This is a genomic window from Rhodococcus pseudokoreensis (genome assembly GCF_017068395.1).
Lineage (GTDB): Bacteria > Actinomycetota > Actinomycetes > Mycobacteriales > Mycobacteriaceae > Rhodococcus_F > Rhodococcus_F pseudokoreensis.
In genome coordinates this window covers 7,994,268-8,017,398 of record NZ_CP070619.1, presented here as the reverse complement: position 1 = coordinate 8,017,398, position 23,131 = coordinate 7,994,268, and the positions used below count along the sequence as shown (strand labels likewise).

The following is a 23,131-nucleotide window of genomic DNA, read 5'->3' as shown; positions in this document are numbered from 1 at the left end:
CAGCCTCTTTGCATGGCCCACACACCGAGTTCGAGCAAGCTGCTGGTCGTCGGCAACGGTATGGCCGGCGCCCGCACCGTCGAGGAGATCCTGAACCGTGGCGGGCGCGAGCGGTTCGAGATCACCATGATCGGCGACGAGCCGTACGGCAACTACAACCGGATCATGCTCTCGCACGTGCTGTCCGGAGAGGCGGCCGTCGACGACGAGGACCTGATCCTCAACCCCGTGGGCTGGTACACGGCGAACGGTGTGAAACTCCACGCCGGTGATCGCGCGGTCGCGCTCGACCGGTTCGCGAAGACCGTCACCTGCGAGAGCGGCCGCGTCGTCGACTACGACGTGCTGATCGTCGCCACGGGAAGCAACACGTTCTTTCCCAACATGGACGGTCTGCGGGAGCACGACGGGCGCCTGGCCCGCGGGGTGTTCGGATTCCGCAACATCGCCGACACCAACGGCATGCTGCAGATGGCGCAGGCACGCGACGACGTGTCCGCGGTGGTGATCGGCGGCGGTCTGCTCGGGCTCGAGGCCGCGTACGGGCTGCGGACGCAGGGGCTCACCGTCGACGTCGTGCACTCCCCCGGGCACCTGATGAATCAGCAACTCGACGAGCGCGGCGGCAGCGTCCTGCGCGCCGAGATCGAGAAACTCGGCGTCGGCGTCCACACCTCGATGCGGACCACCGCCGTGCTGCGCGACGACGCCGGCCTGGTGACCGGGGTGTCGTTCGTCGACGGCTCCACGCTGGACGCCGACATGGTGGTCGTCACCGCCGGAATCCGGCCCAACACCGAACTGGCGCGGGCCGCCGGTCTGGTGGTCGAGCGCGGGATCGTCGTAGACGACCAGATGCGCTGCGAGGACGAGGGTTCCGTGTACGCCGTCGGCGAGTGCGCGCAGCACCGCGGCGAGACGTACGGCCTCGTCGCCCCGGTGTGGGAGCAGGCGGTCATCCTCGCGGACGTGCTCACCGGGTCCGATCCGGAAGCCGCCTACGTCGGTACGCGCACCACCACCCAGCTGAAGGTCGCCGGGGTGGACGTGGCCGCGATGGGCGTCAAGGGCCCGGAGACCGCGGACGACGAGTTCGTCCAGTACTACGAACCGCGCAGCGGCACGTACAAGAGCCTCGTCGTCCGGGACGGAAAGCTGATCGGCGCCACCCTGATGGGCGACATCAGCAAGGCTGGCTTCCTCACGCAGGCGTTCGATGGCAAGGTGCCTCTGCCCGAAGAACGAATCAGCATGCTCTTCGACGTCGGAGCCCCCGGCGCCGCGACGAGTGTCGCCGACCTTCCCGACGAACTGCAGGTGTGCAACTGCAACGGCGTCAGCAAGGGCGACCTGGTGGCCTGCGTCCACTCCGGCGCCAAGACCCTCACCGACGTCTGTGCCAGGACCCGCGCGGGCAAGGGCTGCGGGTCGTGCAAGGGACTCGTCGCCGACATCGTGGCCTGCGCCGCGGGCGGCGAACTCGAGGCCGACCCGTCCGCCGACTGGTACGTGCCGTGCATCCCGATGAGCAAGCCGGAACTCATCGCGACCATCCGGGAACGCGATCTCCGCGCTGTGTCCCGGGTGTTCGCCGAACTCGCGACGGACGCGAAGGAGGACGCGTCCGCGAAGATGCCGCTCGCGTCGCTGCTCCGCACGATCTGGGGTCCCGATTGGGTGGACGAGCGCGGTGCGCTGTTCATCAACGACCGTGTGCACGCCAACATCCAGCGCGACGGCACGTTCTCGGTGGTCCCGCAGATGAAGGGCGGCGTCACCACGCCGGATCAGCTTCGCAGGATCGCCGACGTCGCCGACAAGTACGGCGTGCCGCTCGTGAAGGTCACCGGCGGGCAGCGCATCGACCTGCTCGGCATCAAGAAGGAGGACCTCCCCAAAGTGTGGGGCGACCTCGACATGCCGTCCGGGTTCGCGTACGGCAAGAGCATGCGCACGGTGAAGACGTGCGTCGGAACCGATTTCTGCCGCTACGGTCTCGGCGATTCGACGAGCCTCGGCATCGCACTCGAGGAGCGGTTCCAAGGCCTGGAGACGCCCGCGAAACTGAAACTCGCGGTCGCCGGGTGCCCCCGCAACTGCTCGGAAGCTCTGTGCAAGGACTTCGGTGTGGTCGCGGTCGGCGACGGCCGCTGGGACATCTACATCGGCGGCGCCGCCGGCGCCCACATCCGCAAGGGCGATCTGCTGGCCACGGTCGAATCACCGGACGCCGTGATCGAACTCGGCGGGCGATTCATCCAGTACTACCGCGAGAACGCGAAATGGCTCGAACGCACCTACGACTTCGTGCCGCGGGTGGGGCTCGAACATCTTCAGGCGCTACTGGTCCGAGACGAGGAGGACATCGTGACGGGATTGGACGAGCGGATCCAGACGGCAGTCGACGGCTACCGGGATCCCTGGACGGAGCGCAGCGCACCGAAGTCGCCCGCACAGTTCGCTCCCTCGCTGCCGCTGCTGCCGCTCCCCCAGGTGCCGGTCCGATGACCGCCCTGATCGAGGGGCCCGCCGAGGTGGCAGTGGGGCCGGTCAGCGACCTGACCCCGGGCGAGGGCCGGACCTACGTCGTGCAGAACCGGCAGGTGGCCGTATTCCTGCTGTCGGACGGCACCGTTCGGGCCATGGACGCGGTGTGCCCGCACAAGGGCGGCCCCCTCGCCGACGGGCAGATCGACGCCACCGGCGTTATGTGCCCGCTCCACCAGTACGCGTTCGCCTTCGACACGGGCGCCTGCGGATCCGAGGGTGTGGGCTCGGTCCGCACCTACCCCGCGTCGGTCCGCGACGGGTCGGTCGTCGTGCACGTGTGAAAGTTCGCCCGATTGCGCTCTGCCCTGGTACGGCGTGCCTTTCGGGAAAGTTGCGGCACCGCTGTCATCATGAGGCCAGTGCTGCAGCTGAAGGGGCTCGTCGCATGGACAGATCGCTGATCGAATGAGTACCGTCGCCAGTCCGGAACAACGGGGCCGATCCGGTGACCACCCTCAGGCCCGTGACCGGACCGCGGGAACCGTGTTCCGTACGGACATCGAGGGTCTGCGGGCCGTCGCGGTGCTGGCCGTGGTCTTCTTTCACGCGGGTGTGCCCGGCATCGACGGCGGGTTCGCCGGTGTCGACATCTTCTTCGTCGTCTCCGGGTTTCTCATCACCGGGCTGCTGTGGCGGGACGTAGCGTCCACCGGCCGCGTGGGGCTGGCCGAGTTCTACGGTGCCCGTGCCCGGCGGCTGCTGCCCGCCGGGTGCGTCGTGCTGGTGGCCACCGCGATCGGCGCCGCCCTGCTCCTTCCCCCGCTGCAGGCCCGCGCGGTCCTCGGCGACGGCATCGCCAGCGCGCTCTACGTCGGCAACTACCGGCTTGCGCTGCACGGCACCGACTATTTGGCCGCAGACACACCCCCGTCACCGTTCCAGCACTACTGGTCGCTCGGCGTCGAAGAGCAGTTCTACCTGCTGTGGCCTGCACTGATCATCGGGGTCGCCTGGCTCGTGCGGCGCCGAACACGACGACGCCGCGGCCCGAATAGCGCACCGTCGACCACCCCGTATCTGGTAGTCCTCGCGGTGGTCGCGGCGGTGTCGTTCGCGGTCTCTCTCGACTGGACCCGCACGCTGCCGCCGTGGGCGTTCTTCTCGCTGCCCGCCCGCGCCTGGGAGCTGGCCGCCGGCGGGTTGGTCGCGCTGTCGGTTCGGCACTGGCGGCGGCTGCCGCCTGTGGTCGCTGCGGCCGCCGGATGGGCGGGTCTCGCACTGATCGTCTTCGCCTGTCTTCGGCTGGGCGAGAAGACGCCCTACCCCGGCACCGCCGCGCTGCTGCCCGTTCTCGGCACAGTACTGGTGATCGGAGCGGGCTGTGCCGCACCGCGGCTGGGAGTCGGCCGGGGCCTGTCCCTGCCGCCGATGCGGGCGGTCGGGCGGGTGTCCTATTCCTGGTATCTCTGGCACTGGCCGGTGCTGCTGTTCGCGCCGATCGTGCTCGGCCGCTCTCTCGATCTGACCGATCGGCTGGGGATGGTCATGGTGTCCGCAGGCCTGGCCGGACTGACACTGGCCCTGGTCGAGAACCCGGTCCGCTTCGCGGCTCCGCTGCGTCTCTCGGCCTCGCGCAGCCTCGTCCTCGGCGGAGCCGTCACCGCCGCCGCCGTCTGTGCGGCACTGGTGCTGCTGGTGGCGCGGCCGGTCCCGGTCGGACACGGCGCCGCCGCAGCAGCCCTCACCGTCTCGGCGCCGGTCGAATTGGCCACTCCCGCAAGCGATCCGCGTGACGCGGCGGTGCACGACATGACGGCGCAGGTGCAGGCGGCGGTCGCGGAATCGGCAGGACTGCAGGCGGTCCCGTCGAATCTGTCGCCACCGCTCGCCGACGCACCGGCAGACAAGCCCGCGGTGTTCGTCAACGGCTGTGTGCGGTCATGGCTCGAGGTGGGGCAGGACGAGTGCGCGTCGGGTGACGTGACGTCCGCGACGACGGTGGCGCTCGTCGGGGATTCGCATGCCGCGATGTGGGCCCCGGCGTTCGAAGCGGCCGCCGAACAGCAGCATTGGCGGCTGGAGACGATGGGCAAGGTCACCTGCCCACTCCTCGACCTTCCCCTCACCAGCCCCTACCTCGGGCGGGAATACAGCGAGTGCGAGCAGTGGCGCGGCGAGATCCTCGACCGGCTGCGGGCCGAGCGGCCACAATTGGTCGTGCTGAGCATGTCCCGGCGGTACGGCGCCGATTTCGGTTTCAGCGTGTACGGCGGGCCCTGGCTCGACAGCCTGACCCGGCTGGTCACGGAACTCCGGGCCACGGGTGCGGCCGTCCTGGTCCTCGGGCCCGTCCCGGATCCGCAGTCGACAGTGCCGACGTGCCTGTCCGCACACCTCGACGACGCGACTGCCTGCTCGCCGCCGCGGCCCGTCGCGGTCGACGACGCCGGGGTCGCGGCCGAGGCGGCGGCCACCGCGGCAGGCGGCGGACGGTACGCCGATCTGACCACCCTGTTCTGCACCGCCGAGCGCTGCCCGGTGGTCGTCGGCAACGACCTCGTGTACCGCGACGACAACCACCTGACGCTCGAACACGCGCAGGCACTCTCCCCCGTGATCGCCGCGCTGGCCGACCGCGCACTCGCGCCGGGCTGAGGGGCGGCCGGCGAAAAAAATCCGGTTCGGATGTCACATTCGGCGCGTGGCCGGTGTCTCTATGCCGAGAACATTCGAACCGAGGAGGAATCATGGCCAGGATCCCGCAGGCAGAATTGACCGGCATCTACGGTGCGGTCGTCAAGCGGATGTCGCGCAAGATGCTCGGGGACGTGCCCGAGGGGGTGGGGGTCGTGTGGCACAACCGCAAGGTGACGAACTTCAGCTTCAGCGTCGCCCGGCAGGTACAGAAGTGGGACCGGTGCGACGAGAATCTGAAATCGTTTGCCCACATGGCGGTCGCGAGCATGGTCGGCTGCGCCTTCTGCCTGGACTACGGCTACTTCCAAGCCCACAACAAGGGCCTGGACGAGACGAAGGCACGCGAGGTTCCCCGATGGCGTGAGTCGGACGTCTTCACCCCGTTGGAGCGCGACGTCCTGGAGTACGCCGAGGCGATGACGCTGACCCCACCGACGGTCACCGACGAACTGTCGGCCAGGCTCCTGGAGGCGCTCGGCCCGGCCGCGCTGGTGGAACTGACCGCGTTCATCGCATTGACGAACTTCATGACCCGCTCCAACACCGCGATGGGCATCGAATCGCAGGGTCTCGCGGCGTCGTGTGGCCTGAAACCACTGAGCGAACGCCCGACGACCCGAACTCAGCCGACGTCGTAGGACAGAACGAATTCGTAGCCGCCCTCGCCGGGTCCGGCGATGGACAGGTCCGCGCTGCCGCGCAGGTCGGTCAGACCGCCCGTGCCCATACCCGGCACCACCTCGATCCGTGCCGACACGGAACCCTGGTCCTGACTGCCGAGGTGCTGGAACACGCACGTTCCGTCGTGCCCGCCGATCGAGCCCTCGAAGCGCTCGAGACCGAGCACCGGCGCGGCGTCGGCCTTGTACGCGATCAGGTAGGCCACCGTGCTCGTTCCCTCGATGTCCCCGGAGTACGAATATTCGACGGCCGCCCGGGTGGCGCCGCGCGCCGGGTAGTAGGTGTCGCCGGCGGTCGTGCCTTCGCCGTCGACGTCGGTGATCACCGATTCCGACCACGCGGCGATGGTGAATTTGCTTCGAGCGGTGTGCGAGTAGCTCATGTCAGGAGACTCTAGGTACGCGCCGGCGTGGCGTGCTTGAACATTCGCGACACTAGGATGGGCGAGTGCCGAATGTGCCAGGACACCCCGAGGCGATCGTCCGCCCCACCGCCGGCGAACCCGGTTTCGAGGTCGAACGGGTCGCTCCCCGAGCGGATTTGGCCGAGTTCGTCGACTACCACTGGCTGGTGCGGTGGTCGGTGCCGAAGCCGCATCGGCAGCAGGTGGTTCCTCAGCCGCGCATTCATGTCGCCGCAGAGGACGGACAGCTGCTGGTGCACGGGATCTCCCGGTCGCCGTTCTACCGAACATTGACGGGAGACGGCCACGTGCTGGGAGCCGCCTTCCACGCCGGCGGGTTCCGGCCTCTGCTGAAGTGCAGTCTCGGTGCGATCTCGGGAACCGTCCAGCCCGGACGGGATCTGCTCACCGGTGACGATCGCCCGGTCGCGGAACACATCCTCGCCGGCACCGACAGCGCGGAGATGATCGACGTCTTCGAGCGGTACCTTCTGCGCACCGATCCCGTTCCGGACCCCACGGGACGGGAGGTCACGACCCTGGTCGGCGACGCCCAGCGCCGCCGGGACGTCGTCCGCGCAGACCAGCTCGCCGCACACGCCGGCTGCAGCCTGCGCACCCTGCAACGGCTGTTCACCGAATACGTCGGGATCGGCCCGAAGTGGGTGATCCAGCGGTTTCGCATCCTCGACGCGGCCGCCGCCGCCCACTCGGGCGAGAGGATCGACTGGTCGGCGCTCGCCTACGAATTGGGGTTCAGCGACCAGGCCCACCTGACGCGGGTCTTCACGCAGGTCGTCGGCACACCGCCCGCCACGTATCAGCGCGCGCACGGCCTGCTGTAGCGCCTCCGGCTCCGCTCAGCCGGCGAAGCCGAGTCCCCGCTCGGCGAGTTCCGCCTCGAGGATCCGGATCGCTTTCGGTCCGACGCCGTGGATCTTCAACAGCTCCTTGGCGGTGACCGTCGTCAGTTGATCGAAACGCGTGTAGCCGTGGGACGCGAGCTCACGGCGGGAGACCTTCCCCATGCTCGCCGGGAATTCCGTCTCGCCCGTGGTGTCGGAAGACGACATGTCCGTCCTTTCTTCTCGGCGTGCGCCGATGCCGCTCACATCGTATGGGGCCGTGCGTTGCCGGCGCGCACGTCACGCCGGCGGGGCGTCGTCCGCGGCGTGCAGGTGTGCCCGCTCCCCGTCGTGGTCGAAGATCGTGAGAATCTCCACCGGACCGTCGTGGGCTCCGATGGAGTGCGGCACCATGGTCGAGAACTCCGCTGCGGCACCGGCTTCGATCAGGATGGTCCGCTCCCCCAGTTGCAGGCGGGCAGTCCCCGACAGGACCGTGAACCACTCGTGCCCGGGGTGCACACAGACGTGGTCCGGGCCCGCGGGCCTTTCGGGGGTGATACGCATCTTCGCCACGGTCGCGCCGTGGAGGGCGCGTTCGCGGGACAGCAACCAGGTCGTGAGTCCTCGCGCCTGTTCGGGCATCGGCCGGATCACCACGTCCTCGTCGTCGACGGACTCGACGAGCTGATCGAGCGTGGTGCCGAGAGCCCGCGCGATCGGAACCAGTTGGTCGAGAGCGATCCTGCGGTGGCCCGTCTCGATGCGGCTCAGCGTGGACGGACTGAGGAAGCAGCGGGCGGCCAGCGCGTCGAGGGACCAGCCGCGGGCCAGCCGTAGGCCCCGGATGCGCTGCCGGATCACACCGTCCAACCCGAGTTCTTGCGTCATACGCAAGAGTGTATGCGCATGGAGCAGAACGTGACTAGCCTGGAGGCATGACACAGCATTCGCATCACCACGGCGGGCACCATGGCGGGCACACCTCGGCCCACGAAGCCGCTCTGCCGGATCTCCTCGACCTGGACGCCGAGATCTTCGGCTCCTACCTCGACCAGGTGGCCGACTGGGCCGGGCTGCGCGTCCGAGAGACCCCGCACCGGGTCGTCGACGTGGGCGCGGGAACGGGCGCCGGCAGCCTGACGCTGGCTCGGCGGTTCCCCGCCGCCGAGGTCGTCGCGATCGACAGGTCGGAGGTGATGCTCGAGCGCATCCGCACCGCCGCCCACGCGCAGGGCCTGGCCGACCGCGTGAGCGGCGTGCACGCCGATCTGAATGCCGGCTGGCCCGCGGTCGAGGCCGCCGACGTCGTGTGGGCGGCTTCCTCGTTACACGAGGTCGCCGACCCCGACCGGGTACTCCGCGACATGTACGCCGCGCTGAACCCCGACGGCGTACTGGTGGTCGTCGAGATGGACGCGCTGCCCCGACTCCTGCCCGACGACCTGGGCATGGGCCGCCCGGGCCTGGAGTCGCGCTGCCACGAGGCCCTGGCGCGGATGGATTGGAACGCGCACCCGAACTGGCGGGGCCACATCGAGCGGGCCGGTTTCGTGGACGTCGAGGAGCGCAATTTCACCAGCGAGGCAACCCCGGCCCCGCCGAGCGCCGGACGCTACGCACACACGTTTCTGAGCCGTGTTCGCTCCGCCCTCGACGGACGACTGGCCGTCGACGATCGCGACACTCTCGATCGCCTCCTCTCGGACGACGGCCCCGACAGCGTCCTGCACCGCGGCGACCTGACGGTCCGCGGCAGCCGGACGGCCTGGATCGCCCGACGGTGACCTGACCGATCACTCGCCGCAGGCGGAAACTCCCCGACTGTGTGCAATACGACCACGCCACGCCGCGCGTGATGGCGCGCACAAGCACCCTCTGGTAGCAGGATGTACATCTTGTGGCCTCACCGACCGAGTCGGACGGGCCTGACGGAAGTCGCAATCCGTTCGCAACACGAATAGGGGTTCTTGCATGTCCATGGGAGTCGGGCTCAGGATCGGCAGTGTCGTGTCCACCGCGGTGGTGGCGTCGAACGATCCAGGATCCCCGGATCCGGTCGTCATCGTCCGCGACACCGTCCTGCACATGTGCCCGGACGGCACCGCAATTCTCGGCGGATCGGCGCCGCACATGATCGGCGACACCCACACCGTGTCGGGGTTCCTTCCCCGCGTCGGCGACCCGGCCGGTGTCGCGGTCGGCGACGGATCGCGGTACCGCGCAGAAGACCTGGTCGCGGGTGCGATGCGATGCCTGCTCCGCGAGTGCGAACCTCTCCCCGACCACGGCGGCCGGACGGGCGGCGCCCCCGACATCATGGCCACCTACCCGACCCGCTGGGACTCGGCCGCGGTCGCAGCGCTCCGCGACGCGCTCGACTACGCCGACATGTCGTACCTGTCCCTGGTCTCGGACGCCGAAGCCGCCGCGGCCTGGTTCGAATCCGAGATCGCCGAGCGCCCCGGGCAGTTGGTCGGCATCTACCACGTCGACGACACGGGATCGACGGTCGCGCTGATCCGCTCGGGTGTGGAGGCAGGCAAGGCGTTCCGGTTCTCCTCGGGGGGCTCCCCGACGGCCCAGATCGCGACCGCGCTCGGTGCGTTCGGCTGGCTGCCCGGCAACCTCGATGCCGTGGTCGTCACGGGCGACGGCCTGATCGCGAGGGACTCCGCGGCCGTTCACGGATTCGCGGCCACGATCGGCGAGAAGTTCGACGTCCGGTGCGTCGTCGGCCCGGGCCCCGAGCAGACCTCGGCGCTCGGTGCGGCCATCCGCGCCGCCGGGTTCAATCCGACCACGCACAAGGTGACCCCGATCGGCCTGCCGCCGTCGTACGACGTCACCGAGGTGATCGACGCCGTCGTCGGCGAACCGGTGCCGTCGACCTCCGCAACCCCGAACCGGCCCGCCACCCGCACGCAGAACCCCGCGCCCGCCGCGGCGGTGGGCACCTCCCCCGCACGGGCGTCCGGCGGAACGGCGGTCGCGACGCCGCCGGAACCGCGCGCCGTCGAGCAGTCCGGGGACGAATCCGACAACGCCTCCCGGGCGTCCTGGCTCGTCGCCGCGGCGGTCGGGCTGGCGCTCGTGCTGGTCGCGATCGTCTTCGTGCTGTTCGTCCTCTGATTTCCCGCCTCGCTCGTCGGGAGATGTCGGCGCAGGTCGGCACGGCGTTCGCTCGACCGCTGCACGACCGCATAACCTGTCACGGTGAGTGAATCAGGCAGCGATCCAGGTCGGTCCCCGTCGGGGCTGCGCGCCGCACGTCCGGCGGTCGCTCCCCCGCTCCGGGACGACCGGCTGAAACTGTTCTCCTTCGCCACCGCGGAGAAGCGGGCGGAGTACCTGTGGGTGCTGCGGGCCTTCGATCACGCCCGCGCCAACTACATCGTGCTGCTCCACGCGGGCGACGTCGCCCGCATCCTGGACGGCCTCGCCGGCGACGACCCGGCCGGGCAACTCGGCGCCGGCGACGTCACTCCCCTGCTCGAGCAACTCCACGTCTGGGAAGTACTCGAGCGCAGCTACGACGGAACGCGCGCCGCGACGCTCGCCGAGTACCGGAACCGGCATTTCGTGTATCAATTCAGTCAGGCTGGCTACCAGGTGTTCCGGGCCGTCGAGGACGCACTCGCGGCCCGGCTCGACGACGCGTCGCTGTCCCGGCTGGCGCTCCCCGACCTCCTCGCCGACATGAACGACCTGGCCGCGGCGAATCGCGCCGCCGACAACGACCTGGTGTACAGGAAACTCAACCGACTCGACGCGACGCTGTCCGACATGGCCGGACGCGCAGCCCAGTTCTATCTGACCCTGGGCGACCTCGTCCGCACCACGGAGATCACCCCCGAGACGTTCATGTCCCACAAGGACGCTCTCCTCACACACATGCGCGAGTTCAGCTCCGACCTGTCGCGGTATGCGCCGAAGCTCGCCGCGGCCATCGCGCTCGTGGAAGACACCGGCGTCGAGTCGATGGTGGCGCGGGCCGCCGCCAGCGACGAGCGGGTGTTCCTCGATGTCGAAGAGCGCGAAGCCGATTGGCGCGCCCGGTGGGCCGGTTTGACGCACTGGTTCGTCGGGAGCGAGGCGGGTCCGAGCGAGTCGGAACGCCTGCGCGAGGGCACGATGAGCGCCATCGCCGCCGTCCTGTCGCTGTTGCGCCGCGTCACCGAGACCCGCAAGGGCGGCGTCAGCAGGGAGAGCCAATTGCGGCACCTCGCAGGCTGGTTCGCTGCGACTCCGAACGAGGACGCCGCGCACGCCCTGTTCCAGGCCGTGTTCGACCTCGGGCGTCCGCGCCACCTCTCGATGGTGCATCCGGACGCCGACATCATCCCCGACACCCGGTCGTGGTGGGAGGCGCAGCCCGTGGAGATCTCCCGCACACTGGCCGAGACCGGACGTCCCCCGTCCCCCGGTCTGCCCGCGCGGGTGCAGCGCAACGAGGGCAGCGTGCGCCGCCTGCGGGAGGAACAGCTGACCGCACAACGACTTCGCGCGGCCGCCGCCCAATCGCTCGCCAGGGGCGGAGTCTACGAGCGGGAACTCGACGAGTCCGAAACCGACGTGCTGCTGAGCCTGCTGAACGCCGCACTGACGGCGCGGGTACCGGTCAGCGGCCGCGTCAAGAGCAGCACCGGATCGGAGAACGGCGTGAAGCTCACCCTCAGCCCGCACAGCGAATCGACGGTGGTGCACACCGCCCGAGGACGTCTGCACCTCGACGGACTGCAGGTGAGCGTTCGGTGAAGGCACGGGAGATCTCACCGCTCGCCCTCGATTCGTATCAGCGCGCCGCCCGTGTCATCCTGTCGAATCATCTGGTGACGCAGACCTATCCGGATCGGATCGCGCTTCCCCTGCTCCGCCGGTGGGCCACCGAACTGCGCGAAGATCTGATGACGCTGTTCGGGTACCGGCTCGAGGTCACCGAGACGACAGCCCGCCTGTTCACGGTCAGCGACCGACTCGACGCCGGGACCCCGGCCAAGACGGCCACCGACCGCACGTTCGACCGGTACCGCTACGCCTACCTCGCGTTGGCGCTGGCCGCATTGGGTCGCGCCGGCAACCAGATCACCCTGTCCGAACTCGCCGATCACGTCGCCGCCGACGCCGCGCAGGTCGACGGGGTGGACCTGTCCACCGAACGCGCGTCCGACCGGGACGCGTTCGTCGACGCCGTCGGCTGGCTCGCGGCCCGCGGCGCGATCGCCCTCGCCGACGGCGACGCGGGCGGCTGGGCCGCCAATCCCGATGCGGGCGAAGCGCTCTACGACATCGACCGGTCCGTCGTCATCGCCCTGTTCCGGCCGCCGCGCGCACTGCAGCATCTCCGCTCCATTCGCGGTCTGCTCGCAGGCGCGGATTCGGTGACCGACGACGACACGGCGGAGTTCGGGACGTCCCGGACGGTCGACGTGAAGGAGACGACGCGGCGCGTCCGGCGTGCTCTCGTCGAACGGCCCGTCGTCTACGCCGCCGACCTGGACGACCACGAACTGGTGCAACTCGCGCTCCCCCGCACCGCAGCCGATGTCGAGTTGCTCACCGGACTGGTCGCGGAACGGCGCGAAGAGGGTGTCGCGATGATCGACTCGTCCGGGCGGCTCTCCGACGTCCGGTTCCCCGGGACGGGGACGGTCGCGCAGGTCGCGCTATTGCTCGCCGGGGAGATCGCCGATCGTGTCCTGGATCCCGACACCCCGGAGACGGCCCGGATGCCGCTGCCGCGAGGCCGGTCCGAAGACCTGCTCGAACAGGTCGACAGCGCGATTCCGCAGTCCGGGATCTTCGACAGCCTGGCAGGCCACGACGGAGTCGAACCCGAGCAGCCCGCCCCCGCCGACCGGCTGTTCCCGGTCGTCGAGGACGAGTGGATCACCGACACCGTCCGGACCCTGACCGACAGATTCGGGCGCACGTTCGCCGCCGGGTGGCAGGCCGACCCGGACGGCCTGGGCCGCGCCGCGCTGGCGTTGCTCGAGCGGCTGCGCCTCACCGCGGCGGTGCCGGGCGGCGTGCTCGCGCTCCCGGCGCTCGCCCGCTACCGGGGTGTGGTGGTCACGATCCGCGACCGCACACCGGAGATCGACCTGTTCCAGAGCTCAGCGAACGACAGCGAGGACATCACAGCATGACGAGTGCGCGTTTCCGGCCCACCCGAGCCGGGATCATCAACCTCTGGGACTACCGGGATCAGGAGTTCTCCTTCGCCGACGGCCGCCTCGTTCTCCGCGGCCCCAACGGTTCCGGCAAGACCAAGGCGCTCGAGGTGCTGTTCCCGTTCGTCCTCGACGGCAGGATCGAACCGCGCCGCCTCAACCCGTTCGCCGGCGAGGAACGGACCATGAAGTCGAACCTCCTGTACCGCGGACAGGAGAGCGCGTACTCGTATGTCTGGATGGAGTTCTGCCGCGGCGCGAAGGACGACCCCGAGGCCGTCACCGTAGGCATCGGCATGCGTGCCTCCCGCACCAACGACAAGGTCACGCGCTGGTACTTCGTGGCCGACGGCCGGGTCGGCGTCGACTTCTCCCTGCTCGGCAGCGACGACCGTCCACTCACGAAGAAGCAACTCGGCGAGCAGATCGGCACCGACTCCATCACCGACCGGCCGCTCGACTACCGCGCCGCCATCGACGCACGGATGTTCGGGCTCGGTGTCCAGCGCTACGACCAGCTGATCAACCTCATCCTCACGCTGCGCCGCCCCCAGCTCGCGAAGAACCTCGACCCCAAGGGATTGTCGCAGGCGCTCACCGACGGTCTGCGCCCCCTCGACGAACAACTCGTCCTCGAGGCGGCGCGCTCGTTCAGCGACATGGAGGAGGTCGGCCGGGCACTCGAAGGGCTGGCGGCGGCGGACCAGGCGGCGCAGAGCTTCGTCGGCGTGTACGCGAAATACCTTCGCCAGCAGGCGCGTACCGACGTCGACCAGCTCGCGACCCGTCTCGACGCGGTGCGGTCCGGCATCACCGCCCTCCACGGGGCGGCGGCCGACCGGGCGCGCAGCCAGGCGAGCCGGGAGGCCGCCGAAGAACGCTTCACCGCCGCCGACCGCGCACTCGACCAGGCCAACGCCACCCTGGACGCACTGAAGCGGTCGACCGCCTACGAGGGGCGTACGCAACTCGACGACCTGGCGCAGGCCGTGTCGACGCTCGAGAAGTCGACGGAACTGCAGGCCGAGAAGGCCCGCAAGGCCAAGGCGACCCTCGAACAGCGGTCCGAGGAGCACGCGAAGGCCGGCGACGCCGTCACCCGCGCAGTCGAGGCCCTCGCCCACGCCGAGGACGAACTTCACGCCGCCGCCGAGGACGCCGGAATCACCTGGACCGCACTCCCCGACGACGCGCGCGCCGACCAGTTGACCGCGGCGCTGCGCGGGCACGCCGAGGAGCGCGACGGCGACCTTCGCGCGGTCCGGGCCGCGCTCGTCACCGTCGAGAAGGCCGCCACCGAACGGACGCGCGCCGACGACGCGGCACGTCGCGGCCAGGAGCAACTCGACACCGCGAAGGTGGCCGTCCTCGAAGCCGAGACCGCGGTCGAATCGGCCCGCAGCCGATGCGCCACCGACCTCCGCTCCTGGTGGGCGGAGCACTCGTCCCTCTACGCCGAGATCGAGGCGCCCGCCGCGCTGTTCGACGCACTGGACACCACCCTCCGCGGGATCGGCGACGACGACGCCGCCACCCTGTCGGAGACGCTGACGGAGCAGACCACGGACGCCGTCGATGCACTCCGGCTGCGTCGTCAGCAGTACGACCGGGACGCCGCCGACGCGGCCGAGTCGATCGCCGAACACGAATCGGCTCGCGCGGCAATCGAATCCGAGCACGACGACGCCCCGCCGCTCCCGGCGGCCAGGCACGACGCGCGGTCCGGGCTGACCGGTGCGCCGCTCTGGCGTCTGGTCCGGTTCGCCGACGGTGTCGACGCCGCCGTCGCGGCGGGAATCGAGGCCGCACTGGAGGCCGCGAATCTCCTCGACGGCTGGGTCACGGTCGACGACGGGCTCCCCGACGTCGAATCCGAACACTTCCTCGTGGCCCTCCCCGCCGCGGACCGGCCCACCGGCAGGACCCTCGCCGACGTTCTCGACGTCGAGCAGGACGCGGGTGTCCCCGACGACCGCGTGCGCGGAATCCTCGAATCCATCGCGCTCGAATCCCTCGACCTCGCCGAGGGTCCGGTGGGCGTCGCCGGGGACGGGGCGTACCGCCAGGGGATCCAGCGGGGACGCCACTCGAAATCGGATGCGGAGTACATCGGAACCACCGCGCGGGCCCGCAGGCGTGCCGCCCGCATCACCGAACTCGACAGGACGCTGGAGGAAACCCGGGCGCGGCTCGAGGACACAACGGCATCAGCGGATGCGGCGGCAGCGCTGCTGACGCGGACGACCGTGGCGGCACAGTCCCTGCCCCGCACCGGATCGATCCTCACCGCGCTGAAGAAGGTCACCGAATCGGCAGGCGCGCTCCGCAGCCGCACCGACACCGCGACAGCCGTCGGCCGCGAACTCGACCAGGCCATCGCCGACCTGTCCTCGAAGGAAAAGCAACTCCGGGCCACCGCATCCACGCACCGGACTCCCCACGTCGCCCGCGAGATCGACTCGCTCGCCGCGGCAGTGCGGCATTTCGAGAAGCAGGGCGAGATGGTGCAGCGGTGCAGGCGCGAACACGGCAAGGAGGTCGAGCACACGCACCAGTCCGAGGACCGGCTGCACGAGGCGCGCGGCAACGCGGAGGAATTCGCGGAGGAAGCCGCCGTCGCCGAAGAGGTCCTCGCGCAACAGATCCAGCGCCTCGAAACGCTCCGCGACACGCTAGGCGCAGGAGCCGAGCAACTGGACCGGCAACTCGAGGAAGCGCACGCGCGGATCGAGGCGTGCAAGAAGGAGCAGCGCGACGCCCGCAAGGCGGACAAGGATGCGGGCGAGGGCATCGGCAAGGCCGAGGGCGCGTACAACACCGCCGTCCAGACGCTCCGGCTGGCGCTCACCGAAACCCACGCCGACGCCGCCCACCTCGCGCCGTACGCCCGGCGCGACCTGCTCGAACTCCTCGGCGTCGACGGCGGCCACACGTGGCCGGCCAGTGCGGCGGCGTGGATGAGCGCCGAACAACTGGTGTACCGGATCCAGAACGCCGACCAGGACATCCCGATCCTGCCGCCCGAAGCGGACGCGCTGTTCCGCGCGCTGGACGGCGCCACCGAATCGGTGCGGGTCAGCGACTCGGCACGCAAGTCGACGCGAACCGCGCTCACCACCGCGCTGCAGGACTTCGACGCACAACTCGCGGCCGCCGGCCAGGACTACCGGCTGCAGTGGGACGCGCCGGACGGCCTGACGGTGGTCCAGGTGCAGGACGACGAGGGGTACTCGTCGATCGGCGAGTTCGCCGCCCGCATCGCATCCGCGCGCTCCGATCAGGAACTGCTGCTCACCGAATCCGAGCGTCGCATCCTGGAGGACGCGCTGCTCACCGGTCTCGCCCAGCAGATCCACGAACGCACCGTCGACGCCCGCGAACTCATCGCCCGGATGGGCACCGAGATGCGGGAGCGGCGGATGTCGTCCGGCAACACCATCGGCGTCCACTGGGTCCTCGCCGACAACCTCGACGACAGCGCGAAGGCCATCTCCAAACTGCTCGAGCGCGACACCTCGGCGCTGGGCCCGGACGAACTCGCCACGATGCGCGCCCACTTCGCCCACCAGATCAGGACCGCCCGCGCCGCCCACCCTGAACGGTCGTACCCGGAGATCCTGGCGTCCGCCCTCGACTACCGGCGGTGGCGGGTGTTCTCGTTCACCCTGATCAGCGGGAACGGCAACGAAGACAGGCTGACGGTCGCCCGGCACAGCGCACTCTCCGGCGGCGAGCAGTCCGTCTCGCTGCACCTGCCGCTGTTCGCCGCAGCACACGTCATGCTCGACTCCGCCGACCCGCACGCCCCGCGGCTGCTCGCACTGGACGAAGCGTTCGCCGGCGTCGACGACAACGGCCGGGCCGAACTGCTCGGCCTCAGCGTCCAATTCGACCTCGACCTGTTCATGACCGGGTTCGACCTGTGGATCACATACGGCGGCGTGCCGGGCTGCGCGCACTACGACCTGGCGCACTCGACGGCCGAGCAGAGCGTCAGCGCCACCCTGCTCGTGTGGTCCGACGGTGAACTACTCGCCGAGCACGACGGCACCGACCTTGCGCAGGCGCTCGGTTCGCCCCTCCGCCGGCGCGTCCCGACGCCCGCGGAGGGTGCGCTCGAGTTCGCCTGACCCGTGAGTACTTGTTAACCGCGGGCGGTTAACAAGTACTCACGGGCGGCGAAGCCGCACACCGAGAAGGGCATCCACCGCCGCGGCGAATTCGCTCGGCGCGTTGGTGTCGGAACCCCCGTTGTCGAGGGCGCGGCGGGCCCAGCCGTCGAGGGCGTCGAGCGCCTTCGGGGTGTCGAGGTCGTCCGCGAGATGCTGGCGCAGCCGGGCGATCGTGTCGGTGGCCGACTGCGCCGACTCGAGTGCGGCGGCGTCCTTCCACAACTGCAACCGGGTGTGGGCGTCGGCGAGTACCTGCTCGGTCCACGGACGGTCCTGCCGGTAGTGCCCGGACAGCAGTCCGAGGCGGATAGCGGCCGGATCGACGCCCTCGCCGCGCAACTTCGACACGAACACGAGGTTGCCACGGCTCTTCGACATCTTCTCGCCGTCGAGACCGATCATGCCGGTGTGCACGTAGTGCCGTGCGAACCGACGGTCACCCGTGGCCGACTCGGCGTGCGCCGCGGAGTACTCGTGGTGCGGGAAGATCAGGTCGCTGCCGCCGCCCTGGACGTCGAAACCCGAACCGATGCGGTTGAGGGCGATGGCCGAGCACTCGATGTGCCAGCCGGGACGCCCGGGACCGAACGGCGACGGCCAGGACGGCTCACCCGGCCGGACCGCGCGCCACACCAGCGCGTCGAGCGGGTTCTGCTTGCCGGGGCGGTCGGGGTCGCCGCCGCGTTCGGCGAAGAACTTGTCCATCGTCGCGCGGTCGTAGCCGGACTCGTACCCGAACTGTTCCGTCGCGTCGGCGCGGAAGTACACGTCGGGGAATTCGGCGTCGTCGACGACGTAGGCGGCGCCGGACGCGACGAACTTCTCGACCATCTCGATCACTTCGCCGATCGATTCCACCGCGCCGATGTAGTCGCGCGGGGGAATCACCCGGAGGGCTTCCATGTCTTCGCGGAACAGTGCCGTCTCGCGCATGCCGAGGACGACCCAGTCCTCGCCGTCGCGGTTGGCGCGCTCGAACAGCGGGTCGTCCACGTCGGTGACGTTCTGGACGTAGTGCACGTCGTGCCCGGCGTCACGCCAGATCCGGTTCACCAGATCGAACGTCAGGTACGTGGCGGCGTGACCGAGGTGGGTCGCGTCGTAGGGGGTGATACCGCACACGTACATCGTGGCCGTGCGTCCGGGAGTGACGGGGCGCACCTGCCGGTCGGCGGTGTCGAACAACCGCAGCGGAGGCCCCTGGCCTGGAACGGACGGGACAGCGGTTTCGGACCAAGACTGCATGACAGCGAGCCTAATGGACCCGCGTTTCCGCCTCGGAGGGAGCCGCCGCCCGCCGGGCTCCGAACGGGTCGCTCAGAACGCGGGCCACGGGATGGGCCGGTGACCGTTCGGCCGGGGCATCACGGGTGCGGCGAGCAGATCCACGGCGCGCTCGTACAGCGCGGCGACCTCGTCGGACGTGATGTGCTCGCCGAGCCGCGCACCGAAGTCGCCCTCCAGCGAGGAGATGAGTTCGGCGATGTCGACGACGAGGGCGCCCGGCACCTCCGTCCCGGCCCACCCCCACAGCACGGTCCGCAGTTTGTTCTCCGTGTGCAGGCAGATGCCGTGGTCGACGCCGTAGACGGACCCGTCGAGACCCTCGAGCGCGTGGCCGCCCTTGCGGTCGGCGTTGTTGATCAGCACGTCGAGGACGGCCATCCGCTGCAGCCGCGGGTCGTCCGCGTGGATCAGCGCGACCGGTTCGCCGTCCATGTCGGTGGCGCGCAGGATCTCGAACCACCCCGCGGGGACGGCGTCGGGGGCGCAGATGTCGACCAGATCGAGACCGCCGGTGTCGTCGGCGTGCCGGTCCGGGGTGTCGATCCACCGCTGCACCATCCCCGGGCCGAACGGACCGTCCCGCAGCAGAGTGCGAGGAATCACACCCCACCCGAGCTGCTCGGACACGAGATACGACGCAACCTCACGTCCAGCGAGCGTGCCGTCCGGGAAATCCCACAGCGGGCGTTCCCCGCGGACGGGTTTGTACACGCAGCGGACGGTGTTCTCACCCGCGGCCGCGTCGCAGACCAGGGTGGCGTTGCTGGCGTGGGTGATCTGGCCGATGAGGGTCAGCTCGCCGGACTCCAGGGGATCGGACTCCTCGGCAGGCAACCGTCAGTCCTCCTCGTCCATTTCCGGGGTGAGTCCGAAGCTCTGGCCGCGGCGGTACCCGTTGGTGCGGATGCAGATGTGTCCCTCCGGGGCGAGCGGCTCACCGCACAGCGGGCACGGTGCGCGACCGGCGGCGATGACCCGTTCGGACCGCAGGGAGAAGTCCCTCGCCTGCAGTGGGGTGAGGAACACGCGCACGGCGTCCGGTCCGTCCTCAGAGTCGTCGAGCACGACGGACTCGTCGAATTCCGTCTCGCTGACGGCGAGCAGTTCCACGACGACGGCTCCGGCGTCCGCGTCCCAGCCCAGGCCCATCGTCCCGACCCGGAACTCGGCGTCGATCGGAGTGACGAGTGGGCTGGCGTCGTCGAGTTCGGCCCCTTCCGGAGGAACGTCCGTCCCGAACCTGCGGTGCACTTCCTCGAGGAGGAGTCCCATCCGGTCGGCCAGGACCTGTACCTGCTGTTTCTCCAGCAGGACGCTGATCACTCGCGCCTCGTGTACTGCCTGGAGATAGAACGACCTGTCGCCGGGTTCACCCACCGTCCCGGCAATGAATCGGTCAGGAGTGCGGAATACGTGAATTGCGCGTGACATTGCACCTCCTTCAGCTGGAGCCGGGCCCTACTGCGGCGCTGCCCACTCGTTGTTCCGTCTCGGACTGTTCCTCGCAGCATGCTGCGTTCATTATCCGTCAATCGTTCCCGGCGGTGTCCGCCTAATCGCTACCGGCGGGGTCCGCCTAATCGCTACCGGCGGGGTCCGCCTAATCGTCACAACCGGACCTCCCCGCCGGGCACCGATCCGGATACTTCGGCCCGGGCGCCGTCTCCCGACGCCGGGGGGACGTTCACCCCTGACAGATCGGCCCCGGTGTCGTTCATCTTCAACACGTAGGGGCGGGTGGAGGTGTACCGGACGACGCTGATGGAGGCGGGTTCGGCGACGATCCGCTGGAATCCGTCGAGGTGTGCGCCGAGGGCGTCCGCGAGGACCGACTTGATGACGTCACCGTGCGAGCAGGCCACCCACACGACGTCGCGGCCGTGGAGTTCCGCGAGCCGGGCGTCGTGCTCCCGGACCGCGGCGACGGCCCGCGCCTGGACCTGGGCGAGCCCTTCGCCGCCGGGGAACACTGCGGCGGACGCGTGCTGCTGCACGATCTTCCACAGCGGTTCCTCGAGCAGGACCTTCAGCTCCCGACCGGTCCACTCGCCGTAGTCGACCTCGACCAGCCCATGTTCCACCACCGGGGTCAGGCCCCGTGCCCGGGCGAGCGGTTCCACCGTCTGCTCGCACCGAAGAAGCGGTGAGTGCACGATCTCCTCGATCACCACGTCCGCGAGCCGGGCCACGATCGCCTGCGCCTGCTCGCGACCGCGGTCGTCGAGTTCGACTCCCGGCGACCGGCCGGCAAGCGTGTGTGCAGTGTTCGAGGTCGACCGCCCATGGCGCAGCAGCACAACTGTCATTGGCCCAGCCTAGTGTCGCGCACTCCCCGACCGCCCGATCTCAGGTGGCCGACACGACGCCGGTCGCGAGAAGCGACAGGACGATGACGCCGAGGATGATGCGGTAGCCGACGAACCAGTACATGGAGTGGTCGACGACGAAACGCAGCAGCCACGCGATCGACGCGTAGCCGATGGCGAAGGCGATCGCGGTCGCGACGAAGAGCTGCGGGCCGCTCGCGTTGAGACCCTCACCGGCCGGTTCGAACGCATCCGGCAGGCTGAACAGCCCGGATGCGACGACCGCGGGAATGGCGAGGAGGAACGAATAGCGGGCCGCGGCTTCACGGGTGAGTCCGAGGAAGAGGCCGGCGCTGATCGTGCCGCCCGACCGCGAGACCCCCGGGATCAGGGCGAGCGCCTGGGCCGAACCCATGATGATGCCGTCCTTGGCGCGCAGATCCTCGACGGGACGCACCTTCCGCCCGTAGTACTCGGCGGCCGCGATGACGAACGCGAACACGATCAGCATGGTGGCGATCAGCCACAGGTTGCGGGCGCCGGTGCGGATCTGGTCCTTGAACAGGAACCCGAGCACACCCACCGGGATCGTGCCGATGATCACATACCAGCCCATCCGGTAATCGAGGTCACTGCGATGCTCGGCGTGGAACAGGCCCCGGAACCAGCCGGCGATGATCCGTCCGATGTCGCGGGCGAAGTAGATGAGCACGGCCGCTTCGGTGCCGAGCTGGGTGACGGCGGTGAAGGACGCACCGGCGTCGTCACCGAAGAAGACCTCGGACACGATCCGGAGATGGCCGGACGAGGAGATGGGCAGGAACTCGGTCAACCCCTGGACGGCACCGAGGACAATCGCCTGGAGCCAGGTCATCGCCTCGCCCATCACTCACCGGTCCCGGGGCCGAATGTGCCGCTCTGACGCCAATTTCCCATGTCGCGTTCGTAATTCACCGGCGCCACGGTACCGGGGTGGGTGTGCTCCGGCAGAATCCGGCGTGGCAGGCCCCCTGCCACGCGGAACCCCACTACTCTGCTCCTGTGGTGGCCGTTCCCGGGGGGCACCAGCATCGTCGGGGATGCCGGGGTTGCAGCTACGGTACGAGACGCAGGCGGTTATGGAACAGAGATCGGTCGGAGCAAGCGGGTTGCGAGTGTCACGTCTCGGCCTGGGCACGCTCACCTGGGGTCGGGACACCGACGGCGACGAGGCCGCCGCGCAGATCGCGGCGTTCGTCGATGCGGGCGGAACGCTCGTCGACACCTCCCCCGCGTACGGCGACGGTGCGGCGCAGCGGATCCTGGCGGAACTGCTCGACGACGTGGTGCCGCGCACGGAACTCGTCCTGAGCTCGAGTTCGGGCATCAACCCGGCGGGACCCTCGCGAATCGACTGCTCGCGACGGGGACTCGTCGCCCAGCTCGACGCGACCCTGCGCGAGCTCGGCACCGACTACCTGGACATGTGGCAGGTCGCCACGTGGGATCCGTTCACGCCGGTCGACGAGATCGCCGCCACACTCGATTTCGCGGTATCCAGCGGCCGGGTCCGGTACGTCGGGGCAAGGGGCTACCTGGGCTGGCAGCTGGCCACGGCGGCAGGCGCGTCCCGGGGCACCACGCTCGTCGCCACCCAGGTGGAGTACTCGCTCCTCGCCCGGGGTGTCGAGGAAGAGCTCGTTCCGGCCGCCGCCCATCACGGCGTCGGGGTGTTCGCGGCCGTGCCGCTGGCCCGCGGGGTGCTCACCGGCAAATACCGCAACGGCATCCCCGTCGATTCCCGCGGCGCCGACGAAGCGCACGCGCAGGACGTCCAGAGCTACCTCACCGACTCGTCCGTGCGGGTGGTCGATGCGGTCGTGACCGCGGCCGACGGTCTCGGCACGTCCCCGCTGGCGGTCGCACTCGCCTGGGCACGCGACCGTCCCGGCGTCGCGAGCGCGGTTGTCGGGGCCAGGGACATCGCCCAGCTGACCGGCGTGCTCGTCGCCGAGGAGCTGGAACTGCCCGCCGCGATCGCGGCGGCGCTCGACGACGTCAGCGCGTAGCGCGAGCGGGGAGCCGGCGGACGTGCACC

Annotated in this window: 19 protein-coding genes; 11 read left to right on the top strand and 8 right to left on the bottom strand. The window is 69.8% G+C overall.

Annotated elements, in window-relative coordinates; genetic code table 11:
• The first annotated feature begins 12 nt into the window (after positions 1-12).
• The 4 genes from nirB (at position 13) to JWS13_RS41890 (ending at position 5,825) form a co-directional block, all read left to right on the top strand.
• On the top strand, positions 13-2,508 hold the full coding sequence (gene nirB, locus JWS13_RS41905; protein ID WP_206010977.1) for a nitrite reductase large subunit NirB: 2,496 nt from the start codon (positions 13-15) through the stop codon (positions 2,506-2,508).
• Positions 2,505-2,831 carry a Rieske (2Fe-2S) protein gene (locus JWS13_RS41900; protein ID WP_087556995.1) on the top strand — a complete coding sequence of 109 codons (327 nt, stop codon included), beginning with the start codon at positions 2,505-2,507 and terminating at the stop codon, positions 2,829-2,831. Before nirB ends, JWS13_RS41900 begins: the two co-directional genes overlap by 4 nt.
• A gap of 124 nt (positions 2,832-2,955) precedes the next feature.
• Positions 2,956-5,145, top strand: a complete 2,190-nt coding sequence (locus JWS13_RS41895; RefSeq protein WP_206010976.1) for an acyltransferase family protein — start codon at positions 2,956-2,958, stop codon at positions 5,143-5,145.
• Positions 5,146-5,237: 92 nt separating this feature from the next.
• The gene (locus tag JWS13_RS41890) at positions 5,238-5,825 is read left to right on the top strand and encodes a carboxymuconolactone decarboxylase family protein (RefSeq protein ID WP_206010975.1); all 588 of its coding nucleotides are present in this window, start codon (positions 5,238-5,240) and stop codon (positions 5,823-5,825) included.
• Here JWS13_RS41890 and JWS13_RS41885 read toward each other — a convergent pair.
• Positions 5,810-6,250, bottom strand: a complete 441-nt coding sequence (locus JWS13_RS41885) for a DUF3224 domain-containing protein (RefSeq protein WP_206010974.1) — start codon at positions 6,248-6,250, stop codon at positions 5,810-5,812. The two genes, JWS13_RS41890 and JWS13_RS41885, sit on opposite strands and share 16 nt — an antisense overlap.
• A gap of 65 nt (positions 6,251-6,315) precedes the next feature.
• Between JWS13_RS41885 and JWS13_RS41880 the strand changes: the two genes are divergently transcribed.
• Complete coding sequence (locus JWS13_RS41880; protein WP_206010973.1) at positions 6,316-7,116, top strand: helix-turn-helix domain-containing protein; 801 nt, start codon at positions 6,316-6,318, stop codon at positions 7,114-7,116.
• Between the two features lie 15 nt (positions 7,117-7,131).
• Here the strand turns inward: JWS13_RS41880 and JWS13_RS41875 are convergent, their stop codons facing one another.
• Together JWS13_RS41875 and JWS13_RS41870 are read right to left on the bottom strand one after the other, a co-directional pair.
• A complete protein-coding gene (locus JWS13_RS41875) occupies positions 7,132-7,344 on the bottom strand; it encodes a helix-hairpin-helix domain-containing protein (RefSeq protein ID WP_124395184.1) in 213 nt (70 codons plus the stop codon).
• A 72-nt stretch (positions 7,345-7,416) separates the two neighbouring features.
• Positions 7,417-8,007 (bottom strand): helix-turn-helix domain-containing protein, encoded by a 591-nt coding sequence (locus JWS13_RS41870; RefSeq protein WP_206010972.1) that lies wholly within the window; start codon positions 8,005-8,007, stop codon positions 7,417-7,419.
• 47 nt (positions 8,008-8,054) lie between these two features.
• On the opposite strand from JWS13_RS41870, the gene JWS13_RS41865 reads away from it, so the two are divergent.
• The 5 genes from JWS13_RS41865 to JWS13_RS41845 all read left to right on the top strand — a co-directional run bounded on the left by JWS13_RS41865 (position 8,055) and on the right by JWS13_RS41845 (position 17,419).
• Positions 8,055-8,903: a class I SAM-dependent methyltransferase gene (locus JWS13_RS41865; protein ID WP_206010971.1), complete on the top strand. Its 849-nt coding sequence runs from the start codon at positions 8,055-8,057 to the stop codon at positions 8,901-8,903.
• Between the two features lie 187 nt (positions 8,904-9,090).
• The gene (locus tag JWS13_RS41860) at positions 9,091-10,248 is read left to right on the top strand and encodes a hypothetical protein (RefSeq protein ID WP_206010970.1); all 1,158 of its coding nucleotides are present in this window, start codon (positions 9,091-9,093) and stop codon (positions 10,246-10,248) included.
• A 174-nt stretch (positions 10,249-10,422) separates the two neighbouring features.
• Complete coding sequence (locus JWS13_RS41855; protein WP_206011921.1) at positions 10,423-11,874, top strand: TIGR02677 family protein; 1,452 nt, start codon at positions 10,423-10,425, stop codon at positions 11,872-11,874.
• Positions 11,871-13,265, top strand: a complete 1,395-nt coding sequence (locus JWS13_RS41850; protein WP_206010969.1) for a TIGR02678 family protein — start codon at positions 11,871-11,873, stop codon at positions 13,263-13,265. The genes JWS13_RS41855 and JWS13_RS41850 overlap by 4 nt, the downstream gene beginning before the upstream one ends.
• Complete coding sequence (locus JWS13_RS41845; protein WP_206010968.1) at positions 13,262-17,419, top strand: TIGR02680 family protein; 4,158 nt, start codon at positions 13,262-13,264, stop codon at positions 17,417-17,419. The genes JWS13_RS41850 and JWS13_RS41845 overlap by 4 nt, the downstream gene beginning before the upstream one ends.
• A gap of 39 nt (positions 17,420-17,458) precedes the next feature.
• On the opposite strand, the gene mshC is transcribed toward JWS13_RS41845, so the two are convergent.
• The 5 genes from mshC to JWS13_RS41820 form a co-directional block, all read right to left on the bottom strand.
• Positions 17,459-18,706 (bottom strand): cysteine--1-D-myo-inosityl 2-amino-2-deoxy-alpha-D-glucopyranoside ligase, encoded by a 1,248-nt coding sequence (gene mshC, locus JWS13_RS41840; RefSeq protein WP_206010967.1) that lies wholly within the window; start codon positions 18,704-18,706, stop codon positions 17,459-17,461.
• 72 nt (positions 18,707-18,778) lie between these two features.
• The gene (locus tag JWS13_RS41835) at positions 18,779-19,582 is read right to left on the bottom strand and encodes an SCO1664 family protein (RefSeq protein ID WP_124395191.1); all 804 of its coding nucleotides are present in this window, start codon (positions 19,580-19,582) and stop codon (positions 18,779-18,781) included.
• 3 nt (positions 19,583-19,585) lie between these two features.
• Complete coding sequence (locus JWS13_RS41830; RefSeq protein ID WP_087557007.1) at positions 19,586-20,179, bottom strand: DUF3090 domain-containing protein; 594 nt, start codon at positions 20,177-20,179, stop codon at positions 19,586-19,588.
• Between the two features lie 176 nt (positions 20,180-20,355).
• The gene (locus JWS13_RS41825) at positions 20,356-21,054 is read right to left on the bottom strand and encodes a histidine phosphatase family protein (protein ID WP_206010966.1); all 699 of its coding nucleotides are present in this window, start codon (positions 21,052-21,054) and stop codon (positions 20,356-20,358) included.
• Positions 21,055-21,094: 40 nt separating this feature from the next.
• Positions 21,095-21,940 carry an undecaprenyl-diphosphate phosphatase gene (locus tag JWS13_RS41820; RefSeq protein WP_124395193.1) on the bottom strand — a complete coding sequence of 282 codons (846 nt, stop codon included), beginning with the start codon at positions 21,938-21,940 and terminating at the stop codon, positions 21,095-21,097.
• A gap of 232 nt (positions 21,941-22,172) precedes the next feature.
• On the opposite strand from JWS13_RS41820, the gene JWS13_RS41815 reads away from it, so the two are divergent.
• On the top strand, positions 22,173-23,102 hold the full coding sequence (locus JWS13_RS41815) for an aldo/keto reductase (RefSeq protein WP_087557010.1): 930 nt from the start codon (positions 22,173-22,175) through the stop codon (positions 23,100-23,102).
• The last annotated feature ends 29 nt before the right edge of the window (positions 23,103-23,131 follow it).

What these genes read in the sequence shown, in the direction of transcription:
- JWS13_RS41815 (WP_087557010.1), top strand. Translation starts at nt 22,173, where the DNA reads ATGGAACAGAGATCGGTCGGAGCAAGCGGGTTGCGAGTGTCACGTCTC.
- JWS13_RS41875 (WP_124395184.1), bottom strand. Translation starts at nt 7,344, where the DNA reads ATGTCGTCTTCCGACACCACGGGCGAGACGGAATTCCCGGCGAGCATG.
- mshC (WP_206010967.1), bottom strand. Translation starts at nt 18,706, where the DNA reads ATGCAGTCTTGGTCCGAAACCGCTGTCCCGTCCGTTCCAGGCCAGGGG.
- JWS13_RS41895 (WP_206010976.1), top strand. Translation starts at nt 2,956, where the DNA reads ATGAGTACCGTCGCCAGTCCGGAACAACGGGGCCGATCCGGTGACCAC.
- nirB (WP_206010977.1), top strand. Translation starts at nt 13, where the DNA reads ATGGCCCACACACCGAGTTCGAGCAAGCTGCTGGTCGTCGGCAACGGT.
- JWS13_RS41820 (WP_124395193.1), bottom strand. Translation starts at nt 21,940, where the DNA reads ATGGGCGAGGCGATGACCTGGCTCCAGGCGATTGTCCTCGGTGCCGTC.
- JWS13_RS41865 (WP_206010971.1), top strand. Translation starts at nt 8,055, where the DNA reads ATGACACAGCATTCGCATCACCACGGCGGGCACCATGGCGGGCACACC.
- JWS13_RS41860 (WP_206010970.1), top strand. Translation starts at nt 9,091, where the DNA reads ATGTCCATGGGAGTCGGGCTCAGGATCGGCAGTGTCGTGTCCACCGCG.
- JWS13_RS41825 (WP_206010966.1), bottom strand. Translation starts at nt 21,054, where the DNA reads ATGACAGTTGTGCTGCTGCGCCATGGGCGGTCGACCTCGAACACTGCA.
- JWS13_RS41885 (WP_206010974.1), bottom strand. Translation starts at nt 6,250, where the DNA reads ATGAGCTACTCGCACACCGCTCGAAGCAAATTCACCATCGCCGCGTGG.
- JWS13_RS41900 (WP_087556995.1), top strand. Translation starts at nt 2,505, where the DNA reads ATGACCGCCCTGATCGAGGGGCCCGCCGAGGTGGCAGTGGGGCCGGTC.
- JWS13_RS41845 (WP_206010968.1), top strand. Translation starts at nt 13,262, where the DNA reads ATGACGAGTGCGCGTTTCCGGCCCACCCGAGCCGGGATCATCAACCTC.
- JWS13_RS41890 (WP_206010975.1), top strand. Translation starts at nt 5,238, where the DNA reads ATGGCCAGGATCCCGCAGGCAGAATTGACCGGCATCTACGGTGCGGTC.
- JWS13_RS41870 (WP_206010972.1), bottom strand. Translation starts at nt 8,007, where the DNA reads ATGACGCAAGAACTCGGGTTGGACGGTGTGATCCGGCAGCGCATCCGG.
- JWS13_RS41830 (WP_087557007.1), bottom strand. Translation starts at nt 20,179, where the DNA reads ATGTCACGCGCAATTCACGTATTCCGCACTCCTGACCGATTCATTGCC.